Source organism: Butyrivibrio sp. VCB2006 (assembly GCF_000420945.1).
In the GTDB taxonomy this organism is placed as follows: Bacteria; Bacillota; Clostridia; order Lachnospirales; family Lachnospiraceae; genus Butyrivibrio.
Genome location: NZ_ATVX01000018.1, coordinates 1 through 15,743, shown reverse-complemented (window position 1 = coordinate 15,743; position 15,743 = coordinate 1). Strand labels below are relative to the sequence as shown.

12 protein-coding genes and 1 rRNA gene are annotated in these 15,743 nt (G+C 39.3%); 2 read left to right on the top strand and 11 right to left on the bottom strand.

The features are described from left to right. Nucleotides 1–9: 9 nt before the first annotated feature. Nucleotides 10–1,548 (bottom strand): hypothetical protein, encoded by a 1,539-nt coding sequence (locus tag G613_RS0114650; protein WP_029233329.1) that lies wholly within the window; start codon nucleotides 1,546–1,548, stop codon nucleotides 10–12. Nucleotides 1,549–1,647: 99 nt separating this feature from the next. Between G613_RS0114650 and G613_RS0114645 the strand changes: the two genes are divergently transcribed. Together G613_RS0114645 and G613_RS0114640 are read left to right on the top strand one after the other, a co-directional pair. Continuing rightward, the gene (locus G613_RS0114645; protein ID WP_029233328.1) at nucleotides 1,648–3,588 is read left to right on the top strand and encodes a TaqI-like C-terminal specificity domain-containing protein; all 1,941 of its coding nucleotides are present in this window, start codon (nucleotides 1,648–1,650) and stop codon (nucleotides 3,586–3,588) included. A gap of 97 nt (nucleotides 3,589–3,685) precedes the next feature. Continuing rightward, complete coding sequence (locus tag G613_RS0114640) at nucleotides 3,686–4,714, top strand: 3-deoxy-7-phosphoheptulonate synthase (RefSeq protein WP_029233327.1); 1,029 nt, start codon at nucleotides 3,686–3,688, stop codon at nucleotides 4,712–4,714. Between the two features lie 47 nt (nucleotides 4,715–4,761). Here the strand turns inward: G613_RS0114640 and G613_RS0114635 are convergent, their stop codons facing one another. The 10 genes from G613_RS0114635 to G613_RS0114590 form a co-directional block, all read right to left on the bottom strand. After that, nucleotides 4,762–5,640: a tyrosine-type recombinase/integrase gene (locus G613_RS0114635; protein ID WP_029233326.1), complete on the bottom strand. Its 879-nt coding sequence runs from the start codon at nucleotides 5,638–5,640 to the stop codon at nucleotides 4,762–4,764. Further along, on the bottom strand, nucleotides 5,624–7,300 hold the full coding sequence (locus tag G613_RS0114630; RefSeq protein WP_155828103.1) for a DUF6020 family protein: 1,677 nt from the start codon (nucleotides 7,298–7,300) through the stop codon (nucleotides 5,624–5,626). Before G613_RS0114630 ends, G613_RS0114635 begins: the two co-directional genes overlap by 17 nt. A 75-nt stretch (nucleotides 7,301–7,375) precedes the next feature. Beyond that, nucleotides 7,376–8,665, bottom strand: a complete 1,290-nt coding sequence (locus tag G613_RS0114625) for a diaminopimelate decarboxylase (protein ID WP_330361466.1) — start codon at nucleotides 8,663–8,665, stop codon at nucleotides 7,376–7,378. A gap of 87 nt (nucleotides 8,666–8,752) precedes the next feature. Further along, a complete protein-coding gene (locus G613_RS0114620; RefSeq protein ID WP_029233323.1) occupies nucleotides 8,753–9,430 on the bottom strand; it encodes a uracil-DNA glycosylase in 678 nt (225 codons plus the stop codon). 31 nt (nucleotides 9,431–9,461) lie between these two features. After that, on the bottom strand, nucleotides 9,462–10,223 hold the full coding sequence (gene hisF, locus G613_RS0114615; protein WP_029233322.1) for an imidazole glycerol phosphate synthase subunit HisF: 762 nt from the start codon (nucleotides 10,221–10,223) through the stop codon (nucleotides 9,462–9,464). Nucleotides 10,224–10,240: 17 nt separating this feature from the next. Then, complete coding sequence (gene hisH / locus G613_RS0114610) at nucleotides 10,241–10,858, bottom strand: imidazole glycerol phosphate synthase subunit HisH (RefSeq protein WP_029233321.1); 618 nt, start codon at nucleotides 10,856–10,858, stop codon at nucleotides 10,241–10,243. A gap of 36 nt (nucleotides 10,859–10,894) precedes the next feature. After that, nucleotides 10,895–13,390: a hypothetical protein gene (locus G613_RS18165; protein WP_029233320.1), complete on the bottom strand. Its 2,496-nt coding sequence runs from the start codon at nucleotides 13,388–13,390 to the stop codon at nucleotides 10,895–10,897. Further along, entirely contained in the window at nucleotides 13,387–14,205 is an 819-nt protein-coding gene (locus G613_RS18820) for a hypothetical protein (RefSeq protein WP_029233319.1), read from the bottom strand. The genes G613_RS18165 and G613_RS18820 overlap by 4 nt, the downstream gene beginning before the upstream one ends. 108 nt (nucleotides 14,206–14,313) lie before the next feature. Then, the gene (locus G613_RS0114595; protein ID WP_029233318.1) at nucleotides 14,314–15,213 is read right to left on the bottom strand and encodes a chemotaxis protein; all 900 of its coding nucleotides are present in this window, start codon (nucleotides 15,211–15,213) and stop codon (nucleotides 14,314–14,316) included. A gap of 284 nt (nucleotides 15,214–15,497) precedes the next feature. Continuing rightward, nucleotides 15,498–15,743, bottom strand: a 23S ribosomal RNA gene (locus tag G613_RS0114590); the annotation flags it as partial.

The following is a 15,743-nucleotide window of genomic DNA, read 5'->3' as shown; positions in this document are numbered from 1 at the left end:
ACATTCTTCTTAATTTCGCTCCATGTAATTTCCGAAAATTCTCATATATCTATGGTCCACATCACTTGAAAAGACCACAAAATCCTCATAGTCATAATAGTTAGTTGAAATATAGTTGGCTCCATCAAATTCAACCCTGTAATCATCGCCGTTTTTGCTGATAGAACATAGACAATCATCGTCGATAAAGAATACTCTGCCGCTGTACTTATCATAAAAGATATAATAATCAAGTCCTGCGTTTTCATAAAGCATTCTTGTTTCGCCATTTTCATCGATCCATAGTCTGTCTTTTCTGTCAATGTAATAGATTTCAGACAGATCAATGTTTGCTGTATAAGTTCTGATGGTAGTTTCTATCTCAGGTATTCTTTCTTCATAGCACTCCCTGCCATCGTTGACTATTCTAACCAGATAATTGTCACTATCCATATAAAGGTAATAAACCTTCCCATCATCAAAATATATCGGATCATAATATCTATGATTTCCCAAATCATTAGCAGGTATATCAGGATCGTAAAAGTAGAAATCACCCTTAACCGTATCTAAAACGCAGCCCTTAAGCGTCGGATAATCTACCATTCTCACTCCGCTATGTTTGCTGTCAACTCCTACTGCTTCCTTGCAGAAAAGAAATCCAAAGAAACTCGAATCCATTATTTCCACACTGTAGTCCATAGTGGAACCATAAAATCTTGTGGCATACATATCTTCGATGATTATTTCGGTGCAATCATCATTTATGACAAAATCACTATGTTTTCCTCTGGAAATCTCGTTTAAATTTCCGTCATTATAATAGAACACGAAGTATGTGGAATCATCATATAAAGAATAGAAGGCTCTTTTTCCATCGGAAGAGATCGCAAGGGCATCAAATCTTTTTCCGGATATCCTTGTATACTCCTCGGGATTATCTATATTCTTAATGAGCATTCCATTTTCCCTGTCATAATATGTTACATATTTACCATTGGAAGAAATGGCACTGTCATAAACTCTCGCATAGCCTGTAGCAAGCTGAATCTTTTCATGATTCTTGGCATCATAGACACACAAGCACTTTGTGTCGTCCATGTCGTTGTAAAGGACATAGGGCGCTCTCTTACTGATTATCCCCCTGCTGGAGCTATCAGAACACAATAGTACGGGATCAAGATATCCATCTATAAAATACAGCTTCTCATCCATGGTAATGGCAGCCATAGTCGAATCATAATTCAAACTAACGTACATGTAGCTGTCGCCTTTTAAGCCTTCATATAAAGCTCCGGTCTCGCTGTAAATTATCTTGTCGCCAATAAATATTCTGGGGTTATCTACCGGGGTATAATCAGCTTCCTTAATAAGCGTAATACCCTTGTGATTACGCATTATAGATGTCTTTTTAATATTGATTACCGCAAAAATCACAGCAGAAATATTCAGAACAAGAATTACCAGAAGTATTATCTTTAATACCTTCTTAACCCCGCTGTTCTTATTCTTTTGTTTCATATCTTCAGTTATTCTGTTATTTATATTATTTACTTCGTTATTTCTCAAACCTTAACCTCTTTTATTTAGATAACAGCACTACCCATAATATCACATATAGTCAATTAATACTTTACTTTTAGCCTGCATTTTCGGATAATTATATCTATGGAAAAAAGCGAGCAAATATCGGTAAATGAGGCATCTTCCATCCTTGGAATAAGCCCTGCTACCGTCAAAAACTGGATAAAGCTTGGCAAGATCAAAGGCACCAAAAAAGGTGCTTCTTTTTGGCTTGAAAAAAGCGATGTTAAAGCTGCTCTTTTATCTCTTGATACATCTGATGCCCTACGATCAAGGCGAAACAAATCAAGACAGACTACTAACTTTATTCCAAAGTCTTATATTCCAAATTCATCTCCTAACTATAAAACAATTAAGTCTCTGATTTGTGACAGAGACATCTCAAAATATAGTACAAACAGCATTCTTTATAGTTATAGTGCCCAGATAATGGAAAATGCAGGTCTGTCAAAGGATATCATCAGTGCTTTGCAGACTGCTCTTACCAATTCAAAAGAAGGCATTGATGTAGTTTCATCTATAACCAATAAGTATCCTTTAACATATATTCCTGAAGAGGACACCCTTGGAATGCTGTATTTATCACTTCGAGGTCTTCAGGACAAAAAATCCACCGGGGCATACTACACCCCATATTTCGTTGTGGACGAGCTTATAACCAAAGCTCTGGATACTTTAAATGATGGCGATATTCTGCATAAATCCTATTTGGATCCATCCTGCGGAACCGGTAATTTCCTTATAAGACTCCCTAAAGAAATACCTCTTTCCAGTATTCATGGTTGCGATATAGACGAAATAGCTATTTCTTTGGCAAGGATCAATTTGGCCATAAAATACCAGATTCATACTGAAAGGGAACTTTCTATCCTTATGCAGAATGTATCTGCCCAAGATTTTATATTGGGAGATTCTTCTTTTAACAAATCCTTTAATGTAGTTCTTGGCAATCCACCCTGGGGATATGTATTTACAAAAGAAGAAACCGGTATTATCAAGAAAAACTATTCCTGCTTTGACGGAAGCGGCAAGCCTGAATCATTTTCTCTTTTCCTGGAAAAGTCACTTGGGATCAGTAATCAGGTTACCTTCTTACTTCCTGAGACAATTTTGGAATCAGATTATCACTATGGAATAAGAGAATTTATTCTAAGCTGTTCACATGTTGACAGTATAATCTACCTTGGAGAAGTTTTTGATAAGGTACAATGCCCTTCTATTATAATGAGTGTCGCTAAATACTCAGTTGGCAGAATGATTACTTCATCCTTTTACAAAAAGAGCTCAAAGCTCCAAAATAAGCTTACTTTAATAAGAAGTTTTCAGGTTCCCGGATCAAGGATATGTGTAGAAAACATGCATATTCTTGCAGATAAAAATCAGTTTGCGATTATTGAAAAGATGAGATCCATCCCCCACTTTACTCTCAAAGGGAATGCTGATTTTGCTCTTGGAATTGTGACCGGTTCTAACTCGTCCGTACTTACCGATAAGCCTGTAGAAGGCTCAGAACCCATTATCAAGGGAAAAGATATTTCTAAGTATCGGATAAGCATAGGTAATTCCTATACCATATTTGATGAAAGCAAATACCAGCAGGTTGCTCCTGAAAAATTTTATCGTGCCAAGGATAAGCTCTTTTATAAGTTTATTGCAGGCGAACCTGTAATTGCAATGGATACAGAGGGGCTTTTGTCCTTGAACAGCGCTAATATTATCATTCCGCATATAGCAGGTTACAGCAGTGCCTATATCATGGCCATTCTTAACTCAGAAGCTATAAGCTTCTACTACAGACATACCTGTAAGAACATGAAGGTTCTTCGCTCCGTTTTGGAAGAACTACCTATTCCAGTATGCGATAAGGAAACCAGGTCAGAAATCTCTAGTCTCGCCATGGAAATTCAAAGTGCAAATAACAATGGTCTGGAGCCTGATAATAATGTAGTAAAAAGACTGGATTATTCCATCAACAGACTATATAATTTATATTCTAATGAAGTAAAAATCATAGAATCACTCTGATTATTTATTGAAAAAAAATATATTATGATTATAGTTTACTTTTACGATTTAAAGTACTATAGTATCAAAAGATTTATGTATTTAGGAGGATTACCAGATGTCTTTTGAATATATACAGAAGCTCCCTACTCCCGATGAGATTAGGGAAAGATTTCCGTTAACCAAGGAATCCGCAGCCATCAAGACAGAAAGAGATAAAATGATTTCCGATGCATTCACAGGAAAAAGCGATAAGTTTCTTGTAATTATCGGACCATGTTCAGCTGATAACGAGGATTCTGTATGCGAGTACGTTTCACGCCTTGGCAAGCTCAATGACAAGGTTAAGGACAAGCTCATACTTATTCCCCGTATCTACACCAATAAGCCTCGTACTACAGGTGAAGGTTATAAGGGTATTACTTCTCAGCCTGATCCTGAAGGAAAGACAGATTTCCATGCAGGTCTTATTGCTATGCGTCATATGCAGCTTAAGGCAATCGATGAATCAGGCCTTACTGCCGCTGATGAGATGCTCTACCCTGAAAACTGGGGATATGTAGCAGATATTTTATCTTATGTGGCTATCGGTGCCAGATCAGTTGAGGACCAGGCTCATCGTATGACAGCCAGCGGTTTTGATGTTCCTGCCGGAATGAAGAATCCAACAAGCGGAACGCTTTCTGTTATGCTTAATTCTGTATATGCTGCTCAGCAGTCCCACTGTTTCGTTTACAGAGGCTACGAAGTTAAGACAAACGGAAACCCTCTTGCTCACTGCGTACTTAGAGGATCAAGCAACAAACACGGACAGTCAATTCCAAACTACCACTACGAGGATTTATCTCTTCTTCTCCAGCTTTATAACCAGAGAGAAATCGTCAATCCTGCTGCTATTATTGACTGTAACCACAATAATTCAAACAAACAGTTCAAGGAACAGATCAGAATTGCCAAGGAAGTTCTTCACTCCAGAAGTCTCAATCCTGACATCAAGTCCCTTGTTAAGGGTGTCATGATTGAATCCTACCTTGAGGAAGGAAGCCAGAAAATAGGCGAAGGAATTTACGGAAAATCCATTACAGATCCTTGTCTTGGATGGGCTGACACAGAAAGACTCATTCTCGAGATGGCAGACCTTGTATAATATAAGCATAATATTAGGCGATAGCTCTTTTTCAGCTATCGCCTATTTTAGTTCCTTATTCTTGCCCATTCATATGGGTCCTTATTCTTGCCCTTGACTCTGGCATATTTAGATAATGTAGAAGTATCGTTATATCCCATCATTTCCTGCACTGCACTTACATCAGCTCCATTCTCAATAAGATGCATGGCAAAAGAATGCCTTAAAACAAAGGGTGAAATATCCTTATCAATACCGGCTCTTTTTACATAGGTTTTGATAAGCTTCCAAAGTCCCTGTCTGGACATGGGCATTCCCTTATAGTTTACAAAAACCTTTTGGAATGTTTCGTTTGAGTCAGGTATCATCTCGTCTCTAGCATAAAGGAGGTATTCGTTAAGGGCTTCCTTTGCTTTTTTACCATATGGAATAACCCTGTCATCCCCCAGTCTTATGCAGTTAAGACTCATATCGATATTCTTAAGTTCAAGATTTACAAGTTCCGTGGTACGAAGACCTGTTGCATAGAGAAGTTCAAGTATTGCCTTGTCCCTTTTGCCTATAGCGTCATTGGAAAATTCCTGAGACAAAAGGCTTTCAACTTCATAGGTGGACATGATCCTGGGCATGCTTTTTTCTGCCTTTGGAGCCTTAATGGTCTCCGCCGGATTTTCTTCAATATTTCCATTTTCAAGCAGATACCTGAAAAAAGCCTTTATCGACGACAGACTTCGAATAATCGAACTATTGGCACAATGTTCCTCCTGCATGGAATTAACGTAAGCAAATAGCCTGTCCTCTGTCACATCAGAAATAGACGTAACTCCCCTGCCATTCATGTAAGAGACCATTCTCTGCAGGTCTCTTTTATATGAAGCTATGGTATTATCCTTCATTTTCTTGACAGTGCCAAGATAAAGTCCAAACTCGTCAATCTGCTGTTGCATACTCTGTTTCTTTTCCCCAATTATATAGTAGCCATAAAGGCATAGTCATGACTATACCGTAGCCATATCTGAAATCCACTACAGGAGCCGCAATAAGAAGGGTTCCCACCTGAAATAGTAAAAGAACTTTACCCAGTATAGGTCTTTTCTTGTATATGCATACGCCTGTGGCAATGATCAAAAGCCAAGTATAAGTACCAATGCTCCACAACATGCCGTACAAAGGTACAAAATCCCCAAGTTTAAGTGCTATCTCCTTGCCCTTAACAACTAGTTTTCCGCCAATCTTAGGATCCCAGAATAAACCGAATTCATTATTCATGATTCCGTCTATTTCGCCAACCTTAATGGAAACATCAGGGTTGATATAACCTCCGTTAAGGTCGTACCAGGCTCTGACGGACGTTCCCGGATTCTCTGCATTTATTCTGAACCACAATTTGAAATATTCAAATTTGTTTTCTTCTATTTTCTCAGGGTGACCTGCTCTTACAAGTTCCTTGATGTTATCAGCAAAATCAGCTGCATAGAGCTCTCTGATATAAGTAGTATCTATTACTTCCTCTATAAGCTTTAGATCTTCTTCATCAAGCTTTCTATCATCCACCATCATTCTTGCAATCTGCTGAACAGGCACAGAAAGTGACTCTACTAGATCAGGCTGTGCAACCCCTGCACTTGTCATAACAGGGCCTTTTAAGGCAACAACTACCAGAATAATAATTGCCACAGAACAGACTGCTCTTTTTATATTCTTCCTAACGGCTATCAGTAAAAATGGCACCCAGGCTAAAAATGCATACCAGGCATTAGATCTGAACAGAGAAAATAGTATAGACAGTATCACAAAGTGTACCCAAAGCCGTATAGATAATTCCTGGCGCTGCCTTAAATCAATAACACAGCACAAAAGAAGCATTGTAAGGCCGGCACATATAATGTCCTTCCAAACAGTGACCATAAATACTGCGTTAAATGGCACCAGAGCATAGAATAATAAGGCTATTATCTGAAGCTTCCTTGACCTGATATGACATATCAATATTCCACAGCAAACAGCCATAAAAATCATCTGAAACAAGGTATAGCAAGCAATACCGATCTGGGGATTTCCCGTTATTCCCATGGCAATATCGTGAAAAAGTTTAATCAAAAGAGTGTGTATGATCGGATGATGATTGGAAACAGGCTCATCTCCTGCAAACTGGGCATACTGCACAAGAGAATCTGCCGTCATAATTCCGGGATACTCATAGAGAAAATATGGAAGCCAGAAAAGAAAACAGATAGCTGCAATAATAAGTACTGCTCTTGTTCCGCCAAATGCTGGCTTAGTATTTAGGAACAGTTTTTGTATTTCCCGGCCTGCATTAGTTCTTTTTTCCCCTCTGATAATAGTGATTGGAAATCCAAAACATATATAAAATACACAGCATAATCCCACAAATACAATTGCTAAGCTGAGTATTTGGAATAGTCTGTTATCAAAGGCAGCTGTAATTCTATTTCTAAATAATAGAGTTGTCGTAGCAGAAAGAGCTACTGAAATCCAATTTCCTAAAGCTCTCTGTTTGTCCTGTATAATTGATAAATATAATAAAAGCACAAAAAAGACTACCGTTAGAGGGTTTCTAACGGTAATCCCTGATATTTTCTGCAAAGCCCAACATCCCATAAAAGATGCCAAGATACATTTTATAGTTTTTACATCAGAATCTGTAGAATGCTTCACAGATTAGTTCCTCTCGCTCTCCATTATATGGTCAAGCTTATCTGCAATGTCGAGACAATCAAATGTAGCAAAGTAGTCTCTTGCTGTCTCAGCACGTCTAATTAGCTTTACTGAACCATCTTCCTTAAGTAAAAGCTCTGCGCATTTAAGCTTACCATTATAATTATACCCCATTGAGAAGCCATGTGCGCCTGTATCATGAATAAAAAGATAGTCTCCCATCTCAATCTCAGGAAGTTTGCGGTCAATGGCAAATTTGTCATTGTTTTCGCAAAGTGAGCCTGTTACATCATATACATGATCGCAAGGTGCATTTTCTTTTCCTAAAACGGTAATATGATGATATGCCCCATACATAGCTGGTCTCATAAGGTTTACAGCGCAGGCATCAACTCCGATGTACTCTTTATAAATATGTTTCTCGTGGATGGCCTTAGTCACAAGAGCTCCGTAAGGTCCCATCATGAATCTGCCCATTTCGGTAAATATAGCAAGGTCACCCATTCCGGCAGGAACAAGAATCTTCTCAAACTGCTCTTTTACGCCCTCACCGATAGCTTTGATATCATTCCCCTCCTGATCAGGAAGATAAGGAATACCAACACCACCAGAAAGATTGATGAACGCTATCTTACATTCTGTTTCCTTCTGGAGCTCTACAGCAAGTTCGAAGAGCTGACCTGCAAGAATCGGATAATACTCGTTAGTCACTGTATTACTTGCCAGAAATGCATGAATACCAAAGTTTTTGGCTCCCTTAGACTTAAGAACCTTAAAAGCCTCAAACAACTGATCTTTAGTCATTCCGTACTTGGAATCACCTGGATTATCCATGATTCCATTGCTCATCTTGAATACTCCGCCCGGATTATATCTGCAGGATATAGTTTCAGGAATCTTGCCAATAGTCTCTTCAAGGAAATCAATATGAGTAAAATCATCAAGATTGATTATAGCTCCGAGCTTATCCGCATAGACAAACTCTTCTTCCGGAGTATCATTTGAAGAAAACATAATGTCGGCTCCGCATGCGCCAACTGCCTCACTGAGCATAAGTTCTGTCTGTGAAGAGCAGTCAAAGCCACAACCAATTCCCTTTAGAATGTCCATAAGCACAGGGTTTGGAGTTGCCTTAACAGCAAAATACTCTTTAAATCCCTTATTCCATGAGAAGGCATCATATACAGCCTTAGCATTGTCTACTAATCCTTTTTCGTCATATAAGTAAAAAGGTGTCGGAAAATCTTTTACGATATTCTCAACCTGTTCTTTGGTAACAAACGGTTTTTTCATAATATAGCTCTCCTCAAGTATTCCATATATTTTATACAATTTAATATAGACTTTAACATATTAAAGCATCAAATTGCAATAGTAAAATTATATATTCTCAATTTGCCAATCTATAGGCTCTACACCATTTTTTTCAAGAAACTCATTGCACTTACTAAAATGCTTACAGCCAAAGAACCCTCTGTAAGCAGAAAGTGGACTGGGATGAGGTGCTTCCAGAATCAGATGCTTAGGGTTATTAAGCATGCTCTTTTTCATCTGGGCAGGTTTCCCCCAAAGCATATACACAATAGGCCTGTCCTGTTCATTGACTGCCCTGATAATTGCATCCGTAAAGTTCTCCCATCCTCTTCCCTTGTGTGAATTGGCCTGATGTGCACGAACAGTAAGAACGGTGTTAAGCATAAGAACACCCTGGTCTGCCCATTTTTTGAGATAGCCATTATTTGGAACATAGCATCCCATATCATCGCTTAGCTCTTTATATATATTAACCAGTGATGGCGGTGTATCTGCTTTTCCCGGAAGGACAGAAAAAGATAAGCCGTGAGCCTGTCCGGGCTCGTGATAGGGATCCTGTCCTAATACGAGAACTTTCACATCTTTAAGTGGTGTAAGATGAAGTGCATTAAATATATCGTCAGAAGGCGGATATACTACATGTGTCGCATACTCCTCCTTCACAAACTCAAATAGTTTCTTGTAATAATCCTTATGGAACTCCTCGCTAAGCGCCGGGAGCCAGTCATTTGAAATCATGGCCATTTATCAATAAACCTTCCGTTTACACATTTTTTTATAATCTTATGGATACGCCTCTATCCCTTAAATATTTCTTAAGGTCACATATTTCCATTTCCTTGAAGTGGAATAAAGATGCAGCAAGAACAGCGTCTGCCTTGCCCTCTGTAATAGCATCATAAAAGTGTTCCATAGTTCCGGCTCCTCCGGATGCTATAACAGGGACATCAACTGCCTCGGCTATCTTTCTGGTGAGCTCAATGTCATATCCGGCCTTGGTACCATCGCAGTCCATACTGGTGATTAGAATCTCTCCTGCTCCAAGAGCCACACCTTTTTGGGCCCATTCTATGGCGTCGATACCCATGTCAATCCTGCCACCATGTTTGTATATATTCCATCCGCTTCCGTCAGCTCTTCTCTTGGCATCTATAGCAAGAACAACGCACTGACTGCCAAATTTGTCAGCCGCTTCTGCAATCAGCTGAGGTCTGTCTATGGCAGCTGAGTTAACAGCAACCTTGTCTGCGCCTTCTCTAAGAATAGCTCTCACATCGTCAACAGTTCTGATTCCGCCGCCTACAGTAAAAGGAATAAATACCTTTTTGGCAACTTCTCTTACCATATCTGCTACGGTAGCACGTCTCTCATTAGATGCTGTTATGTCCAAAAAGACAAGTTCATCTGCACCGGCTTTGGAATAGGCCTCTCCAACAAGAACCGGATCTCCTGCATCTATAAGATCAACAAATTTAACACCCTTAACTACTCTGCCATTATTAACATCAAGGCATGGAATTATTCGTTTTGTCAGCATCAGCTCATCCTCCCAAATCAAACATCAAGAAAGTTTCTAAGAATCTGCATTCCTACATCAGCACTTTTTTCCGGATGGAACTGACATGCAAATACATTACCTGATTCAACTGAAGCATCTATCGTAACTGAATAGTCAGTAGTTGCCGTTACAATACTTCTGTCTGCCGCCTTCAGATAATAGGAATGAACGAAGTAAACATACGCCCCCTCATCTATTCCTTTATAGAGTCTGCCCTCTCGTGGAAATGAAAGCCTGTTCCAGCCAATCTGAGGAATCTTGTAACTATTACCCTTTTCATCAGTCTTGGGGATACTTACTATTTCTCCACGTAAAATGCCCAGGCCACTTACTCCTTCTGACTCTTCACTTGAATCAAACAAGAGCTGTTGGCCCAGGCATATTCCCAAAAATGGGGTTTCATTAGCCACGATACTATCAATTGTGGTTTTTAAGTCGTATTCATTTATTCTGCCCATGGCATCGCCAAAGGCACCTACGCCGGGAAGTACTACATGGTCAGCCTTAAGAATCTCTTTAGGATCTTTGGTTATAACAGTAGTTGCGCCGAGATAAGAAAACGCCTTTTCTACACTCTTAATATTGCCTGCATCATAATCAATAATAGCTACCATGTGGCATCATCCTCCAAATATAAAGTTCGATGCCCTCTACAGAGTTCCTACAATTTCCATCAGTCTGATGGTGTAGTCTCTCTCCTTTTTTATAGAATTGATCTCAGATATTTCTGTTTCCGATAATCCATAATTTGTTGAAAGCAACGATTCTATACTATCGTACACACTCTGAACCTGATTTTCAACATTGAATTTAGCTGCCTCTTCCAAAAGATCACTCTTATTGCGCATTCCCATAAGTAGCATATCAAGAGCTTCCTCTTCCATATTCATGGCAACATAGTTCTGGTAACCGGATAAATACCTCTCTGCCCACGCAAGTACTCTTGACTGTTCATAAATTACAGTCTGATCCTCAGTCATTTTCTTGCCATAAAGCATTTTATATGCAGTCGTATACTCTCTGTGAGTGTAAGCTTTCTCAGCCTTCTCATTTGCTATTCTGTCAGGCAGAACCAGTACGGGAATCATAAAGAATATTCCTATGCTCGCTGCAAATATGCCTGAAATAGCAATCTTTTTAGGAGACATTACCTTTTCCGGAGCACCGGGATTCTTTGGCTCCTTAGGCTTTTTCTCTTTCTTTGGCTTAGGCGGCTTTTTCTCCTTCGGAGGTTTCTTCTCTTTAGGAGGCTTTTCCTTCTTAGGTTTCTTTTCTTTCTTTTTCTTTTCTTTCTTGGGCTTTTCTTCACCTGCCAGCTCATTAAGTACAGTCTGGTTCTCATCAGTCAGACTGGCAAGGCCTTCATTATCCTCATCCTCTTCTGTAAGAGTTTTAAACAGTTTTGCAAAAAGAGCTCCAAGCCCCTTCTTTTCTTTTTTCTCCTTCTTTCCCTTCTTGCCTTTTCCGGAGTCTTCTCCATCATCTCCGCCGCCTTTTCTTTCAGGAATAGCTGCTAGATCATCAAGAGAAGGTTCCTCTGCTCCATCATCAAAGCCTTCTTCAGTAAGGGCTTCAAGAATGTCTTCCTTAGGGATTTCTTCTTCCTCAGCTACACCCGCTTCTTCATCCTGGGCTGCTGTACTTTCTATATCTTCGATTTCATCATTGGCAAGGCTATTCATCAATGCGTCAAGATCAGGCATTGATACGTCTTCACCTTCAGCTGAAGGCCCATCTTCTGAAGAAGGAGCATCTTCAAGTCCCGCTATCTCTGCCACCTCGCCAAGTGTTGAATCATCGACATTGATATCTTCACCTAAAAGATTATCAAGACTTGCTTCCATGTTATCCAGACTAAATTCATCATCCAGATTTTCTTCCGCACTTTCAGAAACATTATCACTTGGGATTTGAGCTTCCATCTCTTCAAGTGAAATATCGTCTGTCGGCTCTCCGCCATCCAGAGTAAAGCCGTCTAAAGACATTTCACCTGCATCCGCTGCTCCGTCAGCCCCTGCCTCAGCTTCTGAACCTGCCTCTGCGACTTCAGGATTGATATCCTCTATATCAGGAATGTCCATATCCTCTAAGCTGCTTTCTTCAAGTGCTATTTCAGGAGCAGCTTCCATTTCCGAACTCTCTTCCGGCTGTGGTGCAGTTTCTTCTAATGCAAGTTCTTCTAATGCTGGTTCTTCAAGGGAAAGCTCATCAAGTGACAGATCCCCTATCTCCGATTCTTCTACAACAGAATTAACACCGGGACTCTCAATTTTTTTTTCCTGAGACTCAGGCTCCAAGCTTAATTCTTCATCGGCCAATGAGGCACCGCCTACAGCATCTATAGCTTTTTCAATATCATCTAAAGAAAGGTCATCAATATTATCAAGGGTATCTATACTCTCAAGAGTATTACTTGTGGCAGTCTCCATCACATCAAGACTTGCTGAAATATCCCCGGATTCTTCCTGGATATTGTCAAGAACATCGCTTAGACTATCTTCTACTGATTCATCCGGAACAGATGTCAGGCTATCGCCAGGCATATCATCCAGTAAATCTGTCAATATTTCCTCTGGTGATTCATTAGCATCAGAAGTGCCACCATTTTCAAGCGTAACTACATTATCCTCTGGAAGTATTATCTCCGGAGCCATCTCTAAAAGAGCGTCATCGCCCTCCTCAATATCAACTATGGGAGCAGGTGTAGCATCCGCTACAGGAACATCATTGAACTTGCCACTTTGAATCTCAGCTTCCATTCTTTCGGCATCAGCTATAGCTTCATCAAGGGCAATTTCTTCAGGATCTCTGGTATCAAGAGCAGAACGCTCATTACCGACTGTAAAAAGAGGAATCGATGGATCTGTTGTTGACTCGATACCATCAAGAAGATCAGACATCTTGTCATCAATTATTTCACCACTATCAAGCCTATTTAATAACTCTCCAATTTCATTTAAATCATCATTGCCACTGGAGTTATTAACAAGCTCACCAATATCCCCTGATTCGCTTTGGTTGGGATCAAGGTTCATTCCCGCTGACTTAGCCTTAGGTGACATTCTGCTAAGAGCAGATTCGGGGTCATTATTTGATTGTGCGGAATTTAGAAGACTGTCGAGATATTTTTCATCGTCAGAACTCATAACCCTTTGCTCTCCTGCAAAATATAATCAACTGAATTCATCTGCACCGAATCAGTCTTATCTCCAATTTCTGGTGTATGATGATATAATTTCTCGTGAACTCTTACTAAATGAGCCTTTTTATTTATGAACACAACCTTTTCAAAAGGCCATCTGACAACAGTTGGATATTCTAGTCCAACTCCAAGCTCCAAAATAAGAAGATTAGAATTTAGCGTCCTTGCCAGATACTGCATGTACTCATCCCATCTTCCTTTATATGCACTCTCGTTATATATTATTTTACTATATTCCGTACGTTTTTGGTTAAGATAAAGTTCTTTTCCGTGTAAAAAAGGTCCTGAAAATGAACTATCCTCACCAAGATTTCCATCAAGTTCTGTTATTATCTTATGGATACTATCTACAATATCCATAAATTCAGGAATTTTCTGTGCTTCCACAAGTTCATCACTATTGTTTGATGTCTGCAGATACATATAATTCCCACAAGGATACACAACCTTGTCCAAGTCAAAGCCATACATAAGGGCATCCTGTAAAAAAATATCGCTTACGAGAAAATATTTTTTATCGCCAATAAGCTTTCTTAGCCCCTTATAAGCTTCTTCTATTCTGTTGTCGTTATTATAATAGGCGAATTCGAATTCTACGATCGGTAGAAGCCATTGATTACCCTCATGTTTACAATACTCAATTATCTGATTGTATCTACAATCATTAGAAATCCCCTGTTTAACCCAATTCCATTCGCTTCCGATTCCTATGATGCATAGATCCGAAGCTTTAATAAGCTCTGAAAGCTTTTGTTCCATACTACCAATGCTCCAATAATAATGTAAAAAAATACTCCCCTTAGTGAAACAGTTAGACACATTATATGTAAACTGAAGTCACCTAAGGGGAGTTTTAGTCAGTCAGTATCAACCGCCCGCATTAACAAGTTCATCAATTACAGAAACAAGATTACCAATCTCTGGCTTGGAAAGCTGTCTGTCTGCTCCTAAAGATTCGCCCTTTCTTCTCATTTCCTCATTAACAAGTGATGAGAAAATGATAAGCGGTATGTCCTTGGTAGCATCATCGCTCTTAACCAGCTTAGTAAGTCTATGGCCATCCATAATAGGCATCTCAATATCTGTAATAATGCATTTGATCTTATCAAGCTCGTTTCGATCCTTACATCCCTTGATGTAATCATATGCAAGCTTACCATTTTCAAAGTGTCTAACATTATTATAGCCAGCCTTATTAAGCGAATCTACGATAAGCTTATTAAGAAGCTGTGAATCCTCTGCAAGAACGATAGGTACTTCATTACGAGGTCTTGCACCAATATCTCCAAGAGCATCCATATTAAGTCCGGTATTAGGGTTAATATCAGATACGATCTTCTCGAAGTCAAGAATAATGATCAGCTGATTTTCAAATTTGATAATACCGGTAGAAATACTCTCTTCTGCCTTTGAAATTGTAGCGTTAGGCTTAATAATATCAGCCCATGAAACTCTATGGATTCCTACAACAGAATCTACATGGAAAGCAATATCCAGCTTATTGAAATTAGTGATAATGAAAAGGCCACCAGCCTTAGAAGCGCCACGCTGTAAGCAATTTCTAAGATCAATTGCTGTGATCATAGTATCACGTGGCATAAAAATGCCTTCAATACTAGGATGCGCGTTTGGCACAGGAGTAACCTCCTGATAAACAATAATCTCCTTAATCTTTGCTACGTTGATTCCATAGCAATGATCATCGATTTTAAATTCAAGAACTTCTAACTCATTGTTACCACTTTCAAGCAAGATCTTTGATTCCATTCTCTCACCTCACGAAATTAGAATAGTTGAGTTTCATAGGGTTTATTGATAAAAACTAACATAAAACCGATTGAAAATTATTTAAATATCCTCATTTAGTATAGCATAGTTTTTTGAAAATAAATATAAAAAAACGAAAAAGACGGCCATTTGACCGTCTTTTAAGATTTCATTTATAAGTATTTTATATATTTCAAATTTCGTTTAAATTTATACTATTTTGTACCTTCAAAACCGAACACTGATTATCTAAATCCTAACCTCTTCTCTTGTTCCTAACCTTTTTGGATAAGCCCTCGACCTATTAGTACACATCAGCTGAACACGTTACCGTGCTTACACCTTGTGCCTATCTAACCTCATACTCTCTAAGGGGTCTTACTGGACAAGCCAGGGATATCTCATCTTGAGGGGGGCTTCACGCTTAGATGCCTTCAGCGTTTATCCCTTCCGGACGTGGCTACCCAGCCTTATGCATCTGGCGATGCAGCTGATACACCAGCGGTCCGTCCATCCCGGTCCTCTCGTAC

Coding starts and splice junctions, on each gene's coding strand:
- G613_RS0114620 (WP_029233323.1), bottom strand. CDS start 9,430: ATGGCCATGATTTCAAATGACTGGCTCCCGGCGCTTAGCGAGGAGTTC.
- G613_RS0114640 (WP_029233327.1), top strand. CDS start 3,686: ATGTCTTTTGAATATATACAGAAGCTCCCTACTCCCGATGAGATTAGG.
- hisH (WP_029233321.1), bottom strand. CDS start 10,858: ATGGTAGCTATTATTGATTATGATGCAGGCAATATTAAGAGTGTAGAA.
- G613_RS18820 (WP_029233319.1), bottom strand. CDS start 14,205: ATGGAACAAAAGCTTTCAGAGCTTATTAAAGCTTCGGATCTATGCATC.
- G613_RS0114635 (WP_029233326.1), bottom strand. CDS start 5,640: ATGCAACAGCAGATTGACGAGTTTGGACTTTATCTTGGCACTGTCAAG.
- G613_RS0114625 (WP_330361466.1), bottom strand. CDS start 8,665: ATGAAAAAACCGTTTGTTACCAAAGAACAGGTTGAGAATATCGTAAAA.
- G613_RS0114595 (WP_029233318.1), bottom strand. CDS start 15,213: ATGGAATCAAAGATCTTGCTTGAAAGTGGTAACAATGAGTTAGAAGTT.
- G613_RS18165 (WP_029233320.1), bottom strand. CDS start 13,390: ATGAGTTCTGACGATGAAAAATATCTCGACAGTCTTCTAAATTCCGCA.
- hisF (WP_029233322.1), bottom strand. CDS start 10,223: ATGCTGACAAAACGAATAATTCCATGCCTTGATGTTAATAATGGCAGA.
- G613_RS0114645 (WP_029233328.1), top strand. CDS start 1,648: ATGGAAAAAAGCGAGCAAATATCGGTAAATGAGGCATCTTCCATCCTT.